Raw genomic sequence first — 16,227 nt, 5'->3', positions numbered from 1 at the left:
AATGAATTCGCACCTAAAGTCCTACGTTTAAGGCTATTGGCTTATTAACTTGGCGGAGGCTGGTCGAGTAACTTGATGCCGGTCAGTTTGCTGAAAAAATTCGCGGACCGCTTCGACACGCTATCTCCGCCGTAGACGCCGGATTGGGCGGTGCTTTCGAATACCACAATCGAGTGTGGTTCCACGGTATACCAATGTCTGCTCAGCGCTTTTTGTTCTGCGGGCTCGACAATATCATCGGGCGATTTTTGCGCGGTATCCACGGCCAGACACCAGCTCTTGCCTTCGATATGCGGCAGCTGCATATCGTGTTTGCTGTCTGACATGTTGAGTACTACGTGTAGGTCTGTTTCGTCTTTGCCTAATGCCGCCAGAGTAAACGCCAGCGTGCGGGTGGACGGGTCGTCCCAATGCGGCGGTTGATCCACCTCCAAGCCGTGCCAGCTGATGTCGGCCATGTCTTTGCCTTCCATCTTTCTGCCGGTGAGGAAGTTGCGGCGCATCAGGGCTGGATGGCGTTTGCGTAAGCGGATCATCTGTTGCACAAAGTGCAGCACATCGGCGTTTTCCTTGGCTTTATCCCAGTTTAGCCAGCTTAATTCGTTATCCTGGCAGTAGCAGTTGTTATTGCCTTGCTGGGTGTGCAGAATCTCGTCGCCGGCCAATAGCATGGGTACGCCGTGGCTAAGCAGCAAAATAGTAAAGGCGTTTTTCACCTGTTGCCGCCGCAGTCGGGAAATGGCCGGGTTGGGGGTTGGGCCTTCCGCACCGCAGTTGCTGCTGAGATTGTTACTGCAGCCGTCGCGATTGCTCTCGCCGTTGGCAGTGTTGTGTTTCTCGTTGTAGCTGAACAGGTCTTTCAGCGTAAAACCGTCGTGGCAGGTGACAAAGTTAATGCCGCTGATCGGTAAGCGATGCTGGTGTTGATAGAGATCGCTACTGCCGCAAATACGGGTGGCCACCTCGCTGATAATGCCGGTGTCGCCACGCAGGAAGCGGCGAATTACGTCGCGGTAGCGGCCATTCCATTCGCCCCAGCGATAGCCCGGAAAGTTGCCGACTTGATATAGGCCGGATGCATCCCAGGCTTCCGCGATCAGTTTGGTTTTCGCCAACTGTTCGGATAGTTCTATGCCCCAGACCAAGGGCGGATCCTGCAGTACGCTGCCGTCTTCACTGCGCGCCAAGGCGCTGGCCAGATCGAATCTGAAGCCGTCAACGTGCATTTCCCGCACCCAGTATTCCAGACAGCTGATGATGAAATTGGTGACTAAGGGGTGATTGGCGTTCACGGTGTTGCCGCAACCGGTGTAATCGTGAAATACCCGTTTATCCTGTTTGTCGGTCAAATAAAAACTGTTGCCGGTAATGCCTTTAAAGTTGATTACCGGGCCGTCGGCGCCGGCTTCCGAGGTGTGATTGAACACCACATCCATGATCACGCCGATGCCGGCCTTGTGCAGCGCTTTGACCAGATCGCGGAATTCGCGGATATGCGTACCTTGCTCCGGTGTGACGCAATAGCCGGGATGTGGGCTAAAGAAGCTGTGCGTGCTATAGCCCCAGTAGTTTTTCAAACCCAGGTCGGAGGTGTGCGGCGGCACGTCTTGCTCGTCGAACGCCATGATGGGCAGCAGTTCTACATGCGTGATGCCGAGTTTTTTCAGATAAGGGATTTTTTCGATCAGGCCGATAAAGGTGCCGGGGTGTTTAACCTTGGCGGAGGCATGGCGGGTAAAGCCGCCGACGTGCAATTCGTAAATAATGGCTTTTTCGCTGCGGATTGCCAGCGGCGTGTCGCCCTCCCAGTCGTAACGGTCGTCGACCACCACCGCGCGCATGGCGTGGTGGCTGTTATCGCCGGGTTTACAGGCGGCGGCGCGGTTCCATAGCTTATCGCTGATGGCGCGCGCCCAAGGGTCCAGTAATAATTTTTCGCGATCAAAGCGTAAGCCCGACTCGCTGGTATTGGCGGGGCCGTCGATGCGCCAAGCGTACCAAGTGCCGACTGGCAACTCTTCCACAAACACATGCCAGGAAAAAAACGTATGGTTTTTGTCCTTTTGTAAGGGTATGACTTGTAAGGGTTTTATGTTGTCTGATTCGGAAAACAGCAGCAATTCCACGTCTGTGGCATGACGGCTGGAGATGGAAAAGTTGACGCCGCCCTCGCTAACCTTGGCGCCGTGCGGATAGGGACTCCCTGACTTTAAACTGTATGGTTTGTGCATGCCCTTGACCGAGAAACTGTGAATTAGTACTGATTTTACTGCATATGGGGCCTGCAGGCCTATGCCTTGCGTAAATAATCGACAACGGTTAGAGTCTACAAAGCCTGATCGCTGCGGCGATACGTCGCGGAATGTCCGCTACCCACAGGATAAAACCTAGTCACCCGACCCGTTAACATTGCCGATGGCCTTATCCTCCTCACAGTCTCAAGTCCGCGCGCCGCTCTCTGCGGAGGAAATGCGGGCTATTAGTCTGGAGATTAGCCGGGGCTTTGCCCCGCGGCGGTTTAGAGCAGGCGCGGCGAGGTTGACGAGTACCGGCTTTTCGCCGCAAGAGCTGTTAAGCATTAGTCAGCAAATCAGTCGGGAGTTCGCCCCGCGTGCGGAAACGGCTATCGAGCTTAAGCGTGCCAAGCTGGTTGCCTTGCCAGTCGACCCTGAACATTTGCATGTGTATTGGCAGCTTGACGAAGCGCCGCAGGTAGCTGTGCCGATTGTCGAACCGGTAGAGGAGGTTCAGCCGTTGACCTTGCGTGTTTACAGTCAGTCTGACCCGACCGAAGCGGCAACAGCGCCAGCCGAGGCCATCCGCACTTGGTTCGATGTGCCGGTCGCTGCCGAACGCAGCCAGCAGCAGATCGCCTTGCCCGGCGACTGTGTCTATATGGCCGGCATTTACCAAGTGGCAATTGGCCGGCTAAACCAACAACAGGAATTCAACGCCTTGGCTTATTCGAATACTACCGCTGCCGCGCCGCAAATTTCGCCGATTACGGAAAGACTGTCGCCGGCGATGGCGCAGTTTATAATACTGCCGTCTCAAGCGTCTTCGGCGCTTGCCGTAACCGCGTCCGGCCAAAAAAGCTAATTTCTCGATGAACAAAGGCTATCTCAGCATCGTTTTGCATGCCCATTTACCCTATGTGCATCACCCTGAACACAACAGTTTTTTTGAAGAAATCTGGCTGTTCGAAGCGATTACCGAATGCTATTTGCCTTTGTTGGCAATGCTGGAGCGCCTGCATTACGATCAAGTGCCGTATCGGCTGACGTTGTCTCTGTCGCCGACACTGATGACGATGCTGCGCGACCCCTTGCTGCAAAACCGGTATCTACATTATCTGCAAGGCCGATTGGAACTGGCGGAACGCGAGTTGGAGCGCACCCGCCGTCTGCCGCAGTTTGAGCCATTGGCGCAGCTGTATATGCAGTGGTTTCAGGATGCTTTGCATCGCTACCAGCAACGCTATCAATGCGATTTGCTGACGGCGTTTCAACACCATCACAGCGCGGGCGGTCTGGAGTTGATTACAACCGCGGCCACCCATGGTTTCTTGCCACTGTTGAATGTCAGCCCGGTGTCGGTGCGCAATCAAATCGGCGTTGGCATCGCCAACTTTAAGAGTCAATTCGGCTTTGCACCCAGCGGGTTTTGGTTGCCGGAATGCGGCTACTATCCGGGTCTGGAACAGCTGTTGAAAGCCGAAGGTGTAACGTATTTTTTCGTCGATAGTCACGCGATCATGGACGCCGACCAGTCGCCGCGCTATGGTGTGTATGCGCCGCTGGATTGCGGCAATGGTGTGGCGGCGTTTGGTCGAGACCCTGCTGCGTCGCGGCAGGTGTGGAGCGCTGAAGAAGGCTATCCCGGCGATGGCGATTACCGCGAGTATTATCGCGACATCGGTTTCGATTTGCCCCTGGAATATATTGCACCGTATATTCTGGACGGCGAAACTCGGATCAACACCGGCATCAAGTACTATCGCATCACCGGCGCCAAGCAAACCAAGCAGGTTTACCAGCCGGAGCTGGCCAAGCTGAAGGCACGCCAACATGCCGAGGATTTTATCTTGCGCCGTCAGCAGCAAATCGATGCCTTAGCCGCGGAAATGCCGCAGGCACCGATTATCGTCGCACCTTACGATGCTGAACTATTCGGACACTGGTGGTTCGAAGGACCTTTATGGTTGGAGCAAGTATTACGCTTGGCGGCCAGCAGCGAAAACAGGATCCAGACCGTCAGCTGCGGCGATTATTTGCAATTGCCCTTGCAGCACGTACAGGCTATGCCGGCTGCCTCCAGTTGGGGCGAGCACGGTTATTCCAGTTACTGGCTGAACGAAAGCAACGACTGGATTTATCCCTTGTTGCACAAAGCCGCCGCCGAGATGGAAAAGCTGGCGGGCGATTTGCGCGGTTTTACTGTGAGTGATTTACAGCAACGGGCTTTAAATCAGGCCGCCAGATCGTTGTTGCTGGCGCAGTCTTCGGATTGGCCGTTTATCATGAAGGCCGGCACCACTATCGATTATGCGCGCAAGCGCATCACCGATCATTTGGCCCGTTTTAATTACTTGCACGATGCGATCCGCAAAAATCGTATCGATGAACGCTATCTGACAGCGCTGGAGATCATGGACGATATTTTTCCGGACATCGATTTTCGCCATTATGCCGCCTAGACAGATGCCCGTTTCGGGCAATGCCTAACTCAACCTCCAGGGGGAGCTATGGATAACATCCAATTGTTGTATGTAGCCAATAACGTGACCGGCAAAGCCGCGGCCTGCCAGCAATCCTTGCTGTTTTTGATGCGAGTCGCGGACCTGGATTATGACAAACAGGTGGAAGTACTCTGGGCCGGAGACGATGGGGTTTGGCACTTTTTGCCAGCCTTATTTAACCGCAAGGCGGAAGACGGCCAGGAGTATTGGCAGGCTGAAATCGTGTTTCCGCCGCAAGCGCATGCCGACATTCCCGGCGATATTCGTTTTGCTTTGCGTTTGCAAGCAGCCGGCAGCGAATATTGGGATAACAACGAAGGCGCCGATTATTTTAGCGGTGCCGGCAGCGGCGGCAGATTGACCGGTGCCGCGGCCATACTGCAATTGAGCCACGCCGAACAACTTCGAGATGGCCAGCATTCCGTGCCGATCAAGCTGGCGGTGGACGCCGCGCTGGAAATAGACCATGTAACCATACATTGGACCATCGATAATTGGCAACACAGCCATACCACCAGTTGCCGCCGGCAGGCCGTCAGAAAATCCGCCAGTAAAGCGGTTTATGCCGGTCTGCATCTTGCTCAGCTGTGGAGCGGACGGATCAAGGTAGGGGATGGGTTTCGTCTGCAATACAGCATCTGCTGCGAAAACAAGGCGCAGACGCTATGGGATAACCGCGCCGGCCAAAATTACATTCTGAGCCGCGCACCGCTGCGACTGTTGATTTTGAATCTGCATTGTTACCAGGAAGACGAGCAAGACCGAAAGTTCTGGCAAATTGCGCATGCCATAGACGAACTGGACGCCGATATAGTCTGCTTGCAAGAAGTGGCTGAGCACTGGAATGACGGGCATGGCGATTGGCCCTCGAATTCCGCAAATATCATCAATCAACGGTTGCCCCAGCCGTTTCATTTGTATAGCGATTGGTCGCACCTGGGTTTTGATAAGTTCCGCGAGGGCGTGGCCATTCTCAGCCGTTATCCCTTGGCCGAGCAAGAGGCGCGCTATGTGTCCGATAGCCATGACGCCTACAGCATCCATTCCCGCAAAGTGGTGTCAGCGCGGATCAAGGTGCCTTACATCGGCACCATCGATGTATTTTCCGCGCATTTAAGTTGGTGGGAAGACGGCTTTCAGCAACAATTTCAACGGCTATCCGCTTGGGCCGATGGTAAACGCAGTGGCGAGGTGGATGCCACCTTGCTGTGCGGCGATTTCAATATCGCCGCCGGCTCGACTGGCTACCAATTAGTGGTCAACGGCCATCAATACGACGATCAATATCTGGCCGCCAACGCCCCGGCGCTGTTCGAACAGATTTTTCGGGTGAACGATGCACATTGGCGGGATTATCTGGCCGACGATTATCGGATCGATTACATTTTCATGGACAGAGATAGCGGTTTGCGGGCCGGCTCGGCGCGAACTGTGTTCACCGAGCAGGACTACGGACCGGTGTCCGATCATTGCGGCTATCTGATGACCTTTGAGCCGCTATAGACTAAATTGCTAAGGCGATTTTACGATTGAATTTAAGCTTGTTTAATTAGGCAGCACGATATGCAAGTAGCAGAACATTACGCCAGACCGGTATTTGGCAAACTCGGTGGTTGTTTTCAACGCGGTAACGACTTTAGGGAAAGCTTCGACGTTCGCTGGGGCAAGATAGACTTCGACATGTCGCATGGCATTACCGCCAATTTGAAGGTGGTAGTGAAGGTGTATAGGGAGTCGATTTGCGAAACCTATATCGTCGATACCGATGCTTACGATGTGCAGTGGGATAAGCACAAACGCTCGACGCGGGATTTTTACGTCATGCCTTATTCCGCGCAGTTCGGCAACATCAGCTGCATCAAATTTTCGTTTATCGTGCATTTGGGCGAGCACTCCATTGCCTCCCGCCACGATTACATTTTTATGGACGGCGACCAGTTGCGCGATAACCACCCGCAGCAGCGCCATATTAACGAGCATTGGGCTACGCCCAACCATTTCCGCAGTTACGAGCTGGACCCAGGCCAGTTGCAAAGCGATGTGGATTGGTACAACCATCATTTCGATTCCTTGCAACTGACGCCAAAATTCACCAAGGGCCAACAGTTTCATCCCTATCACCCCAAGCGCTTTATTCACGATCATATCGATAAAGTCATCGCGGCCAAACACAGCCAGCCTGACCGCTTATGCACCATCAAGGTCAGCGTGGATTGCATCGACGACGGCGATTTTATTAACCACTTGATTCACGCCAGCCAGCAGGGCGTGTGGGTGCAATGCATCGTCGATTGGCGGAAGATGACCCTGACCAATAGTCAGAATTATGCGCGCTTGAAACGTTCCGGCATCGAACTGGTAGGGGTGTTTTGCACGCCCAAACACCACTTGATCGAAGTGGAGCCGGACATGCACACCAAGTTTGTGATCTTCAACGACGAAGATTGCATCATCGGCTCGTTCAACATCACCTTTGATCGTTGGTGGGCCAACTGGGAGTCGGGGATGAGCTTTCATTCCAAGGGCGTGAGCCGCTTGTTGGATAATATTTTCCAAAGCCAGCGCGGCGGCGTGATCCAAAAGTACGGCGTCGATCCGCTTAGCCCGTTCAATTTGTTATACACCTTCGGCCGGCACACCATGGCCAACGGCAGAGTTTATCGGCCGCATCACGCCATATTGGCGGAAATTCACCGCGCGCGCCGTTCTTTGAAACTGTGTTTATTTTTGATCGGTGACTTGCTGGGCGATCATCACGACAGCGTGGTCCAAGCCTTGATTCAAGCCCGCGACCGTGGTGTGGATGTGCAATTGCTGTTTAACGGCCACTTGGCCCGGCAGGGCAAGATCGGCGTTGAGCGCAGCATGGCCGATGAACTGGCACGGCCGCTGTTACCGGCCGTGCAACGCTTGCGTGACGCCGGGATACGCGTGGGTTTGGTCTACGGCCAGGACGACTTGCCGGTACCTTACTCGCCCATCCACAGCAAATATTGCGTAATCGACGATTACATCGTCATCGATGGCAGTTTCAACTGGTACAACACCTCGGTGTTCTCCCACGACTTGATCGTCGTCGCCGCCAATAGAGACGTGGCGCAGCCATATTTGTACGAGTTTGGGCAGATTCAGCGCTTGTTTAGGGTGTTTTATTGACAAACGTTTCAGGCGTGCGCCCAACCAAGTCATCCGGAATCAGGGAAAGCCAGTGATAAGGCTTTGGCTCGGTTTGCAAGCCCCCGTGGAGTTATCAAGAACTCCTCTGTACTTTCTCTTACAAGCAGATTTCAAGCAACAATTGATTGGGACTATTTATGGCTTTCTAGCCCCAATTCACGGGTGGTTCGCATATGGTGGATTTGATCAATTACCTTACAGGTGGTCAATTTTCAGCCGGCACCAACGTCTATAGCCACTAAAAGCATCAAAATACCTCACCTACTTTTCGAAGAGAATCGGTCGGATTTTGCATATCAGTGGGTAGAGTAGTTATTTGCTGGTGCGTTTACGGAATGGCATAAGCAACTCATCGACTAGGGTATCTGGTATTGGATTATTAATGCCGTACTGTTGCGGAAGCTGATGGCGGGGCAAATAAAACGTGCCAAACAATTTATCTACCCAGGGCAGTAATGCCGAGTAGTTTTTATTGATTACCTCGGGATTGTCGTTGGCATGGTGCCAATGATGGAATGCCGGGCTAGTAATTAAATATTCAAGGAAACCAAGACGAATTCGACAATTAGTATGAATGAAAAAGCCCCATGTGGTGTTAAAAATCAAAATCATAGCTACAAGATCCAAGATGTCGCTGTTGGCTCGATGGCCGAGTCCCACAAGCAGCAGAAAACTAGAGCTAACTGATCGATCAAACGCCAAATCAATAGGATGCGCCCGAGTATTCACCAGCCAATCAATCTCTGTTGGACTATGGTGGATAGAATGAAAGCGCCATAAATAAGGAACTTCGTGCGACCAACGGTGAGCCCAATAATACGCAATTTCTCCCAGCACCAGCGTAGCGGCTAAACGGCACCAAAACGGCAACTCGCCGACCCAAAAGTAAACACTCTGCGGGAGTTGAGTTTGTACTAGTTTCGCCGGATAAAGAATGGCCACCACAAAAAAAGCGGGGATAATACCGCCCATGAAATAATAAAAAAGGTCATCGATAAAATTTTTACGGAAGACCTTTTGTTTTTTTACTGGCCACAAGCGCTCTAAAGGGGTTAAGAGCAACATGATAATTAGCAGCCAAGCAGCCAGTCCCAATAATCTTGGCGTGCTCTCAGAGAGCAATTGTACCCATTGATTTATCAGTTCCATGCTTTACTCGATAGTCACAAAAAAACGGCGCTTGTGGAGTAAATCAAAAGCGCCGAATTACTTCGATCAATCTGGAATGCTGTCAGAAAAATGCGGATTAAATTGATTTTCGTCTGCCGTATCCGATTAGACCCAAAATACCAGAACCGAACAACCAAATGCCAGCGGGAACGGGGACGGATGAGATTTGTGTCAAGGTGACGCCATCGAGATTAAGGATTTGGGGATTCGCGCCTGGCAAAAATGTTGCCAGAAACTTTAAGGTCTCTGAGGTGTTGGTCGCGGTAAATTGTAGAGTATCGGTAATCCAGGTGGTATTGGTTAAGGTGCTAGATCCAGTTTGGTTTCCAAAAGACACTTCCCATCGTGCCAAGCCATTAGGGTTGGTATGTTCTTCATTCGATTCAAATGACAGGCGGTAAGTTGCTCCAATAGTCAGGTTGTCAATGGTTTGATAAAGACCACCAGCAGAGAATCTGGGCGCAAAAGCGTTTAAGTCCTGAATACCAAAATAAGATCCGCCATCACTACTGAGGATTCCGGGCTCAAAAGTATTCCATAATTCGCCTCCGGGAGTGATTAATGTCCAACCCGTCGGTTTGCCAAGGGAAAAGTTCATTGATCCATTGGTTACCAAATTTGTTACCGGCGAAGCCTGTGTTGTTGTATTTAAGAGCAGAACAAATGCTGCGGAGACTGTCGTTAATTTTTTACTAATATGCTTCATGATTAATTCCCAAGTCGACTTGATAAAGTGTATTTTTTTGCGGCTTTGTTACAAAGAAATCAAAAGCCGAATAAATTTCCTCTAACCCGCGAACGTTCCGCGGAATAAAGGTAACTAATAAATATTGGGCAATATAGCGACAAACCACAGTTAGCCTCGCATAGTCAAAGCAAACTTAGTGCCAATATAAAAAAACGCTTTCTATTTAGATAGATAACTAACGGCTAATTTAACCCGCATTGATCAGTGTAAAAAAAGCTGACGTTCACGTGCGTAGTCTTAACTTGCAGTCAGCGTTTTTACACAGGCTATTTAACGATGCGCTGCTGATGGCCATTTACCCAGAGAGCACAACTGGAAGCGTAAGCCCGCTGGGCTTGTTATGGCATAGCGACCGTGGCAGCATAGGCTTCGGAAAGTCAACGAACGCTATTAAAGGAGTACGGTATCCGGCAGAGCATGAGCCGTAAAGGCAACGGCTGGGATAATGCGGTATCGGAACGTTTCTTTCATCCATAAAAACCGAGCTGATACACCATCATCCCTACCAAACCCGCGCTGAGGCTAAGCAGGCGGGGTTTGAATATATCATAACCACGAGTGATAGCATTCTATCGATGGTTATCAGTCGCCCGTGACATATGAAAGGCAGCCAAAAGCTGCTTAGTCGTGTGTCCGGAAAAAGTGTTGACACATCAGTCTTGTGCAGCCTGTTAAATTGTCGATGATTTTTGAGTTTTCAACGATTTAACGGCTGGCTCTTTTTCGTTTTTTAGCGGAAAATTTCAAGCTAGTTGTCGCCTCAAGGTGAAAATCTTAAGCAGCTATTTTCTCCTGGTTATTAATCTCCTGGGTCGTTTTGTTTTGGGGTTCGGCATGATCGGGATTTAATTTCACGGTATGGACTCTGTTCCAATTCCGAGTGTTTTGGCTCCATCGTCGCGGATTTTGGCGGCGGGCGTCTTCATAAAGCGCTTTGCGTTGATTCAACAGCGCCTCGTCCAATCCAGTATGGCGTTGGGCCGGGGTCACGAAGCCAATGGCACTATGCCGATGCTCGTGGTTATACCAATGCACTAAATCGGCTACCCATTCACGAGCGACGCTCAGGTCGGCCAACGGTTTCAACGGGTATTGCGGACGATATTTCAAGGTTTTGAACAGCGATTCCGAATACGGATTGTCATTGCTGACCGCCGGGCGACTCAGTGAGGGCATGACGCCGAGCTGTTGCAGGGTGGCCAGCATAGTCGCTCCTTTCATGGGGCTGCCGTTATCGGAATGCAGGATGACTTGCCCAGGTTGTAGGCCTTCGCGCCCAACAATATCCCGCAACAGCTCGCTGGCGTAGTGGCTGCTTTCTTCTGCAAACACCTGCCAGCCGACGATCTGACGACTGAAAATATCGAGGAACAGGTAGAGATAGTAGAACTGGCCTTTGATGGCGGTCGGCAGATAGGTAATGTCCCAACTGTAAAGTTGGTTCGGTGCCGTCGCACTTAAGGCTTTGGGCTTGGTGCGAGGCTGGCTAGGGCGTTCACTGCGACGGTGTTTCAGTTGCCGGGCGACTTTTAGAATGCGATAGATCGTCGATTCGGAGCCCAGATAAATGCCCTGATCCGCCAGGCGCGGAACAATCTGGCTGGGTGGGCAATCCGCAAATTCAACGGAATTGACCACGGTCAAAATGTGGGTGCGCTCGGCCTCGGTCAACGCATGCGGTGGCATGTATTGCCGCAGCGGTCGCCGGTCTTCGCCCAGGTTTTCACCGGCTTGCCAGCGCTGCAAGGTGCGCGAACTTAAGCCCAACACCGCACAGGCTTGGTCTTGGCGGGCACCGGCCATGGTCGCTTCGGCGACGGATTCAATCAGGTGTTGGCGCTGCTGAAGGGATGTCATTCGACCTCGCCCGCCAACAGCGCCCGGACCTTTTTTTGTAGGATCAGCAAGGCAGCGGCTTCAGCCAGGGCCTTGTCCTTACGGTTCAGTTCGCGCTCCAGGCGTTGATTCTCGGCTTTCAGGCCGCGCAGCATCAGGCTGTCATCGCCACCTGAACGCGGTCGGGCGGCAGCGCAAAAATCGCTTCGCCACTGAACGAGTTGATGCGCAAATAGCCCGCGTTGCCGACACCAGGCACTCAGCCCTTCACCGGTCAAGCCATGGCTTTCATGGAGTGCCAACAGGCGTTCTTCGGGACGCCAATCTTGAGGGCGCTTGGCCGGGGTGGGTGTGGAGGTGGCGGTCGGTACTGTGTTGCTCATCCAGGTTTTTAGGGTGTGTATACTGAGGTTCGATTCGTCGGCAATGTCTTGAATAGTGCGTTTTCCACGGTTGTAGACTTTTGCCAGGGCTTGCTCTTTGAACTCGTCAGAATACTGCTTTTTCGGGGTAATCATTTTTTATCTCAAATTTCAAAGTGTCTAAAAGTTTGAGGCGACAACTATTCTGACGCGGGGGGTTAGTGGTTCGTGCCACAAATTCCGCTCGGTTTTTCAAGTTTTGCAGCTCCCTCCTTACATAAAATACAGGATACCGGTAGCATGTTGGGGAAAATGTAAATCCGACAATTTTGCGAATGCAAGGTTCGCATAACATCTATGTAGGAGTTTAGCCCTTGCTCGCGCAGCCCATCCACCACGATAATCCCTTCCCGTTTTTTTATGTCAATTCGGCATTTTCTGAGGAGCAGTGTGCGGCGCTGGGGTGTTTATTCTTGCAAGACGCTGAATGGCAGCATCGGGATGGCGCGTTTTATCGGTGTTCTCTAAGAGACGTTACCGAGAGTATTTCCGCTGCTTTTCAGGCGGAAGTGCTCGGTAGAATGCGCGAGATTACAGGCTTGCCGCTCGTTAATCGTGTATTGGTCACGGCTCAACGAATGCTGCCTGGACAAGTCATTGGTATACATAGCGACCGGCCGCTGGTGGGTTATGAGATTGTTCGACTGGTCGTGCAACTCAATAAGCAATGGCAAGCTGAACATGGCGGCGTTCTGGAGTTATTCTCTTCGCCGGAGAGTGATGCGGTTTTCAGTGTTAATCCTGAGTACAACAAAGCCTTTGGCTTTCTGCTTCACGTCGATTCATACCATGCAGTCACCGAGGTTACCCAACCGCGACAAACAGTCGTCTTCAATTTCTGGCATGCGGCGAATACCCCGGAACTTGCCGCGCACGTTCAAGCCTTGTTTACCAACATTCATTTCTCTGAGCTGCCGACCTTACTGAATCCTATTGCCTCGGCAGCAGAATTGAGTCTCCCGGAGGATACGACATTTCGTGCAGGTACAGCTGCGATCGCACTACATCGCTGGGGCTATGATGAGCAAACCATTGTGACCGGGTACCAGCACAGCGCAGGTCTTTCCATCTGTGATACTAACGATGCCGAGACTTATGCCGCCGTGTTACTGGCAGATTGGGTTGCGTGTTTGTATCGGGATTCGTTTGACCTGGCGCGTTGGAATATCTTGCGACACGAACTTGAAGGGATCGAAATATTTGCGCGCCTGATACCCACATGGCAACTTTGTTTGCCGGAATAGAGAGGGCCTGGCAACGACAGTAGTCACGATAGCGACAAAGTTAACCAGCTCACTCTACGCGAAGCAGAGTTTCAAATGGCTGGCGATTTTTCCAGCGATAAGCGCGAAAATCGCGTTTGTCAGTAAAAACGATACTATCGGTTCATTGGATAGTGCTTGCACTAAAACGCTTTTATTCTTGCTGTTCTTCTTGCGTTTCAATCGCGGATAGATCCGTTGCAGAGTCTTTGAGATCGACGTTATTTTGCTCACACTTTCCCTTCAATAAATCGACAGCATTATTCCAGCAAGACGCTTCTACGTAAGACTTGGCATACCAAAGAAACGCGACGCCGGAACAGTCTTCATAGACAATCTTGGCCGGAACGCTAACATCGTTGTCATAAAGTCTTTCAACTTTGCAAAAGTTAACGGGTTCAGACCATGCCATATTTGTTGTCAGGCATAAAAGCGTTAGAACAGATATTTTTTTAGGGAGGGTCATCTTAATTGTCCGAAAATGCTAAATAGTGAGCTCAATAGTCGGCTTTACTATCCTGTTTGTCAAAATTTATACCTGATTTTTTGCGCAAAAAGCTGAAAATTCGCGAAGCCTATAGGAGACCCGACATAGACGCCCCAGTTTGCCAAGTAGTCATTTTGAATCGGGTGTGACAGTAAAAGATTGCAGCCATAAATTCGGACTTTTCTGAAGCTATTTCTGTTGTCCCGAATGGAATCCGCTGACTGAGGTCTGATCACGAAAGCGGGATCCAAGTCCTAAGGCTAACCCAATCACGGCCTGACCTGTCTTGCCATCATCTCAACCTGGCGTGTTTTTCATTAATGACGATAGGCATAATATGAGATTACATAAACAGGGAAAGTTTTGCTATACAACGCCGCCTAAGGCTCATAATATTGAGCAAACTAATCTGGAGCCATCATGAGTATTGCAGCGGCAGAGATAGTGCAGTTTTCCGGGCGCGGACCCAGTTTCCGCGTGATTGGTGCCGAGCGCTTGGATCATTATCATCGTCTGGAGCCTGCGCATATCCATGTATTGTTACTGCGTGAAGTTGAACGTGGGCTGGCGGATGTCGGCGGGGCATCAGCAGGATGCCCGCGTAGCGTTAAAGGAAATCAAAAAAGGCCGGGCTAAATCCGCATCCGTCTGATCCATGTAGCTACGTTTTACCTATAACTTTCTCGCCAATTGGCAAAACATCGATGACTATTGGCAAGAGCATGATTTTCCGCAAGCTTAAGACCGGTTGCTGGGTAGTTTGAGTGACCCTGTCATCTCCAATCTTGAGCGGCATCCGCAAATGGGACGCTTGTTTGCTCGTCACAACCCCGAATCGATCGAAGCGTTGAACGTGATAGAAAAAATCCCGAGCGATATATGCCGATCCGCGAAGTTGTTCTACTTGCAGACCGACACCGTTTATATGCTTGCAATCAAACACTACCAGCAGCTCAGCTATGATCTGGCTGGTTTGTGGCTAACTCGCTAAATCTGTATTTCAATGGCTAAAAAATCAAAATCCGCCTATGTCTGTACCGAATGCGGCGCCGACTATCCCGGTTGGTCCGGACAATGCAACCAATGCGGGGCCTGGAATAGCATCAAGGAAGTGAAGCTGGGCAGCAGCAAAACCGCGCGCGACAACTCCGGCTATGCAGGCAGCCGGAGTGAAGTGCGCTTGTTGTTGGACGTTAATCTGGCGCAAGCCGAACGGATTTCCACCGGTTTGGCCGAGTTTGACCGGGTGCTGGGCGGCGGTATCGTCACCGGCAGCGTGGTGTTGATCGGCGGTGCGCCGGGCGCGGGCAAAAGTACCATCCTGCTGCAAGCCATTGCCCATATCGCTCAGCAATTGCCGGTGCTGTATGTGTCCGGCGAGGAATCGCTGCAACAGATTGCCGAACGCGCCCATCGCCTGCAACTCAATGCCGCAGGCATCAAGATGCTGGCGGAAACATCGGTGCAACAGATTTGCCAGATACTCGACGAAGAGCAGCCCAAGGTGGTGATCATCGATTCGATTCAGGTGATGTACTCCTCGGGTTCGGATTCGGCTCCGGGTTCGGTATCGCAAGTACGCGAGTCGGCCAGCTATTTGACTCAGTACGCCAAGCGTACCGGTGTGTCGTTTTTTATGGTCGGCCACGTTACCAAGGATCAATCGCTGGCAGGGCCGATGACTTTGAGCCATATCGTCGATGCGCAGGTAGTATTGTCGTCCACCGACGATTCAAGATTTCGGGTATTGCGCGCCGACAAAAACCGCTTCGGCAGCGTCGGCGAATTGGGTTTTTTTGCGATGGAAAGCAGCGGCTTGAAGGAAGTGAAAAACCCGTCGGCGATGTTTTTATCCCGCGCGGAAAAGCCGTCGCCGGGCAGCGTGGTGACGGTGTTGTGGGAAGGCACACGGCCCTTGCTGGTGGAGATTCAAGCCTTGGTTACCGAGAGCCAATACGGCAATCCGCGCCGTTTGGCGGTGGGGTTGGATCAAAACCGGCTGGCGATGCTGTTGGCGGTGTTGTCGCGCCACGGCGGCATTTTCACCGGCAACGACGAAATTTACGCCAACGTGGTGGGCGGCATCAAGGTGTCTGAAACCAGCAGCGACCTAGCGATCATGGTCGGCGTAGTCTCCAGCCTGCGCGACCGTGTCATTCCTTACGATACGGTGTTTTTTGGCGAAGTGGGCTTGAACGGCGAGATTCGCCCGGTAGCCAATGGCCACGCCCGCCTCAATGAAGCCGCTAAACACGGCTTCAAGCGAGCGATCATCCCGAAAAGCAATAAACCCAAGGATGTGGTGAAGAACTTGCAAATCTATGCGGTCAGTAATATTCAAGAAGCGCTGGCGGTGTTGGCGGATTTGTAATAATCATCTCTGCAAA

12 protein-coding genes and 2 pseudogenes are annotated in these 16,227 nt (G+C 51.8%); 9 read left to right on the top strand and 5 right to left on the bottom strand.

The window, feature by feature from the left end:
- Positions 1 to 44: 44 nt before the first annotated feature.
- Complete coding sequence (glgX, locus tag EBA_RS18755; RefSeq protein WP_192376117.1) at positions 45 to 2,231, bottom strand: glycogen debranching protein GlgX; 2,187 nt, start codon at positions 2,229 to 2,231, stop codon at positions 45 to 47.
- Positions 2,232 to 2,415: 184 nt separating this feature from the next.
- Between glgX and EBA_RS18750 the strand changes: the two genes are divergently transcribed.
- From EBA_RS18750 to EBA_RS18735, 4 genes are read left to right on the top strand one after another with little or no spacing between them, the layout of a single operon-like run.
- A complete protein-coding gene (locus EBA_RS18750) occupies positions 2,416 to 3,099 on the top strand; it encodes a DUF4912 domain-containing protein (RefSeq protein WP_192376116.1) in 684 nt (227 codons plus the stop codon).
- 7 nt (positions 3,100 to 3,106) lie between these two features.
- Positions 3,107 to 4,696, top strand: a complete 1,590-nt coding sequence (locus EBA_RS18745) for a glycoside hydrolase family 57 protein (RefSeq protein ID WP_192376115.1) — start codon at positions 3,107 to 3,109, stop codon at positions 4,694 to 4,696.
- 48 nt (positions 4,697 to 4,744) lie between these two features.
- On the top strand, positions 4,745 to 6,241 hold the full coding sequence (locus EBA_RS18740) for an endonuclease/exonuclease/phosphatase family protein (protein ID WP_192376114.1): 1,497 nt from the start codon (positions 4,745 to 4,747) through the stop codon (positions 6,239 to 6,241).
- Positions 6,242 to 6,301: 60 nt separating this feature from the next.
- Entirely contained in the window at positions 6,302 to 7,894 is a 1,593-nt protein-coding gene (locus tag EBA_RS18735; RefSeq protein WP_192376113.1) for a phospholipase D-like domain-containing protein, read from the top strand.
- Positions 7,895 to 8,227: 333 nt separating this feature from the next.
- On the opposite strand, the gene EBA_RS18730 is transcribed toward EBA_RS18735, so the two are convergent.
- A complete protein-coding gene (locus EBA_RS18730; RefSeq protein WP_192376112.1) occupies positions 8,228 to 9,064 on the bottom strand; it encodes a sterol desaturase family protein in 837 nt (278 codons plus the stop codon).
- Between the two features lie 97 nt (positions 9,065 to 9,161).
- Positions 9,162 to 9,791, bottom strand: a complete 630-nt coding sequence (locus EBA_RS18725) for a hypothetical protein (protein ID WP_192376111.1) — start codon at positions 9,789 to 9,791, stop codon at positions 9,162 to 9,164.
- A gap of 305 nt (positions 9,792 to 10,096) precedes the next feature.
- Here EBA_RS18725 and EBA_RS25030 point away from each other — a divergent pair.
- A pseudogene (locus EBA_RS25030) lies at positions 10,097 to 10,458 on the top strand (IS3 family transposase); the annotation flags it as partial.
- Positions 10,459 to 10,607: 149 nt separating this feature from the next.
- On the opposite strand, the pseudogene EBA_RS18715 reads toward EBA_RS25030, so the two are convergent.
- A pseudogene (locus EBA_RS18715) lies at positions 10,608 to 12,187 on the bottom strand (IS3 family transposase).
- A 218-nt stretch (positions 12,188 to 12,405) separates the two neighbouring features.
- Here EBA_RS18715 and EBA_RS18710 point away from each other — a divergent pair.
- Positions 12,406 to 13,335, top strand: a complete 930-nt coding sequence (locus tag EBA_RS18710) for a 2OG-Fe(II) oxygenase family protein (RefSeq protein ID WP_225616370.1) — start codon at positions 12,406 to 12,408, stop codon at positions 13,333 to 13,335.
- A 172-nt stretch (positions 13,336 to 13,507) separates the two neighbouring features.
- Here EBA_RS18710 and EBA_RS18705 read toward each other — a convergent pair whose 3' ends face one another.
- The gene (locus EBA_RS18705; RefSeq protein ID WP_192376108.1) at positions 13,508 to 13,819 is read right to left on the bottom strand and encodes a hypothetical protein; all 312 of its coding nucleotides are present in this window, start codon (positions 13,817 to 13,819) and stop codon (positions 13,508 to 13,510) included.
- A gap of 441 nt (positions 13,820 to 14,260) precedes the next feature.
- Between EBA_RS18705 and EBA_RS18700 the strand changes: the two genes are divergently transcribed.
- The 3 genes from EBA_RS18700 (at position 14,261) to radA (ending at position 16,211) form a co-directional block, all read left to right on the top strand.
- Positions 14,261 to 14,476, top strand: coding sequence for a hypothetical protein (locus EBA_RS18700; protein ID WP_223146712.1), 216 nt, complete (start codon positions 14,261 to 14,263; stop codon positions 14,474 to 14,476).
- 124 nt (positions 14,477 to 14,600) lie between these two features.
- The gene (locus tag EBA_RS18695; RefSeq protein ID WP_192376107.1) at positions 14,601 to 14,831 is read left to right on the top strand and encodes a hypothetical protein; all 231 of its coding nucleotides are present in this window, start codon (positions 14,601 to 14,603) and stop codon (positions 14,829 to 14,831) included.
- A 12-nt stretch (positions 14,832 to 14,843) separates the two neighbouring features.
- Positions 14,844 to 16,211, top strand: coding sequence for a DNA repair protein RadA (gene radA / locus EBA_RS18690; RefSeq protein WP_192376106.1), 1,368 nt, complete (start codon positions 14,844 to 14,846; stop codon positions 16,209 to 16,211).
- Positions 16,212 to 16,227: the final 16 nt, after the last annotated feature.

This window comes from Methylomonas albis (assembly GCF_014850955.1).
GTDB lineage: Bacteria > Pseudomonadota > Gammaproteobacteria > Methylococcales > Methylomonadaceae > Methylomonas > Methylomonas albis.
This window is presented reverse-complemented; position numbering and strand designations above follow the sequence as displayed.

Bases quoted from the DNA above. Each gene is read 5' to 3' on its own strand.
- glgX (WP_192376117.1), bottom strand. From the start codon at position 2,231: ATGCACAAACCATACAGTTTAAAGTCAGGGAGTCCCTATCCGCACGGC.
- EBA_RS18750 (WP_192376116.1), top strand. From the start codon at position 2,416: ATGGCCTTATCCTCCTCACAGTCTCAAGTCCGCGCGCCGCTCTCTGCG.
- EBA_RS18745 (WP_192376115.1), top strand. From the start codon at position 3,107: ATGAACAAAGGCTATCTCAGCATCGTTTTGCATGCCCATTTACCCTAT.
- EBA_RS18740 (WP_192376114.1), top strand. From the start codon at position 4,745: ATGGATAACATCCAATTGTTGTATGTAGCCAATAACGTGACCGGCAAA.
- EBA_RS18735 (WP_192376113.1), top strand. From the start codon at position 6,302: ATGCAAGTAGCAGAACATTACGCCAGACCGGTATTTGGCAAACTCGGT.
- EBA_RS18730 (WP_192376112.1), bottom strand. From the start codon at position 9,064: ATGGAACTGATAAATCAATGGGTACAATTGCTCTCTGAGAGCACGCCA.
- EBA_RS18725 (WP_192376111.1), bottom strand. From the start codon at position 9,791: ATGAAGCATATTAGTAAAAAATTAACGACAGTCTCCGCAGCATTTGTT.
- EBA_RS18705 (WP_192376108.1), bottom strand. From the start codon at position 13,819: ATGACCCTCCCTAAAAAAATATCTGTTCTAACGCTTTTATGCCTGACA.
- EBA_RS18700 (WP_223146712.1), top strand. From the start codon at position 14,261: ATGAGTATTGCAGCGGCAGAGATAGTGCAGTTTTCCGGGCGCGGACCC.
- radA (WP_192376106.1), top strand. From the start codon at position 14,844: ATGGCTAAAAAATCAAAATCCGCCTATGTCTGTACCGAATGCGGCGCC.